The organism is Carnobacterium sp., from assembly GCF_032094055.1.
GTDB lineage: Bacteria > Bacillota > Bacilli > Lactobacillales > Carnobacteriaceae > Carnobacterium_A.
On the sequence record NZ_DAMDAK010000037.1, the window covers coordinates 19,746 to 22,202 of the forward strand.

The following is a 2,457-nucleotide window of genomic DNA, read 5'->3' on the forward strand; positions in this document are numbered from 1 at the left end:
CACCGGCTGCTAATAGCACTTTTTTTCCTTCGTTTTGAAAACGTTTTGCCATTTTTCCTATAGTGGTGGTTTTTCCAACACCGTTTACACCAACTACTAAAATAACAGTTAATCCATTTTCATTAAATAAAACTTCAGGCTTTTCAGTATTGTCTTTTTCGTAAATTTCCACCATTTTTTCAATGATTACATTCTGAACTTCGCCTTCGCTTTTAGCATTTTTTAGTTTTACTTCTTGACGCAAAGCATCACTGATTTCCATAGAAGCTTCATAGCCGACATCTGCACCAATTAAAACTTCTTCCAACTCTTCAAAAAAATCTTCGTCGACAGTTGGCAAATAATTCATTCATCCGTTGAGAGAAAGACTTACGCGTTTTTTCTAACCCTTTTTCATATTTTTCCGTTACTTCTGTCTGTTCGACTTTCTCTTCTCCCGTAAAAGCACGTTTTATTTTATCAAATAATCCCATTAGCTTACCCCATTTCTTATTTATTTTCAGTCGGATGTAGTTGTCCAGACTGGTTGGTCTTGTAAAGCAAACTTACGGATTGCATAAGCAACACCATGGTCATCATTATTTTTTGTAATAAATTGGGCAATTTCTTTTATTTCAGGTACGGCATTTTCCATAGCTACTCCGATTCCTGCATATTCAATCATTGCTTGGTCATTTGCTTCGTCTCCCAAGGCCATCACTTCATCTGGTTCAATTCCTAATAAATCGCATAATACCGCAATCCCTTTTCCTTTATCTACTTCTTTATTCATCATTTCAAGCAGAATCGGCCTAGATTTCATTATGGTATACTTTTTATAATAACTAGCTGGAATAGTCGCAATAGCCCTATCTAAAACTTCTTGATCGTAACAAAAAACAACTTTATTGATTGCTGCATCTTCAGGTAGTTCAGCCAATGTAATCGGCATGTAGGGCAAAGCATTCATTACAGTGGGATATAACGAATCTCGGCCTTTAGGATAAGGCGGTTCATAAATTTTTTCTAAATCTATAAAATTACAAGGTACATTTATTGCTTGGCTTAACTCATATAATTCTTGGGTTTCTTCACGAGTTAATGTTTTTTGCGATAAAATTTCTCCAGTATCTGTTTTTTGTACTAAACCACCGTTATAAGTGATGCCATAATCACCCGGCTCTCTTAAGTCCAGTTCTTCTAAAAAGTGGATCATACCTAACAATGGTCTTCCTGTGCACAAAACCACTTTGATTCCTTGAGCTTTTGCTTCTTTTATAGCTGCTTTATTTTCTGGAGAAATGGTTCGATCTTTCGTTAATAACGTACCATCTAAATCAATAGCAATCAATTTGATCATTTAACTTGCTCCTTTTTTAGCTGTTCTGCTGCCTGAACTCATTTATTTAACCGATAATTTTTCTTTTTCTTCAACTTCTTCTAAGCGAACAGAGACAAGTTTGGAAACCCCCGACTCTTGCATCGTAACTCCATATAAAACATTGGCTTCTTCCATCGTTCCTTTACGATGAGTGATCACAATAAATTGAGTATCCCCTTCGAATTTTCTTAAATAACGCCCAAAACGAGCCACATTTGCTTCATCAAGAGCTGCCTCTACCTCATCTAAAATACAAAAAGGTACCGGCTTGACTTGAATAATAGCAAATAATAAAGCAATGGCTGTAAAAGCACGCTCTCCTCCAGACAATAAACTTAATTGTTGCAGTTTTTTACCGGGTGGCTGAGCAATGATTTCAATTCCTGTCGTCAACAAATTAGTAGGATCAGTTAACTGCAATTCAGCTGACCCACCACCGAATAGTTGCGGAAAGACTTGACTAAAACGAATACGAATAGCTTCAAAAGTTTCTGAAAAACGCAGCTTAACTTCTTCATCCATTTCGTCCATTGTCTCGTATAAACTTTCTTTTGCTTCTAACAAGTCATTTCGTTGTTCTGTCAGAAAAGTATAGCGCTCATAAATACGCTCAAATTCTTCAATAGCCCCAACGTTGACATTTCCTAATTCTTTAATACTTTGTTTCAGCAGTTTCACTTTTTGAGCAGCCTCTTCAACTGAAATATCTAATGGGTATTCTTTTTCAGCCATTTCATAATTCAACTGATACTCTTCATTTAAATAAACTAAATGATTTTCAATCATCGTTTCGTTTCGATTAAAAGCAATTTCCACTTTCGTTTTTTGCTCCATTATATATTGTTGCTGGTTTTGTTTAATCGTGCCTTTCTTTTCTAGTTGATCCAATTGTTCTTGGACTAGTCGCTGCTGCTCTTTATTGTGGAGCAACGCTCGCTCGCATTTCGTTTTTTGTTCTTTTAAATCAGCTAATTTTGCTACTATCTCTTTCTGCGTCAATTTTTGACTGCCGTCTGATTGAGACATGTGCTGAAGGTGCAGCTCAAGCTTCGTTAGTTCTTGTTGTTCATTCGCTAATTGTCCATTAAACAGTTCTT

At 36.1% G+C, this 2,457-nt stretch carries 1 protein-coding gene and 2 pseudogenes; all 3 read right to left on the reverse strand.

Annotated elements, in window-relative coordinates:
* Positions 1 to 473, reverse strand: a pseudogene (locus RT405_RS07325) (signal recognition particle receptor subunit alpha); the annotation flags it as partial.
* A 26-nt stretch (positions 474 to 499) separates the two neighbouring features.
* Entirely contained in the window at positions 500 to 1,339 is an 840-nt protein-coding gene (gene yidA, locus RT405_RS07330) for a sugar-phosphatase (RefSeq protein ID WP_313468798.1), read from the reverse strand.
* 42 nt (positions 1,340 to 1,381) lie between these two features.
* Positions 1,382 to 2,457: pseudogene (locus RT405_RS07335) on the reverse strand (chromosome segregation protein SMC); the annotation flags it as partial.

Bases quoted from the DNA above. Each gene is read 5' to 3' on its own strand.
- yidA (WP_313468798.1), bottom strand. From the start codon at position 1,339: ATGATCAAATTGATTGCTATTGATTTAGATGGTACGTTATTAACGAAA.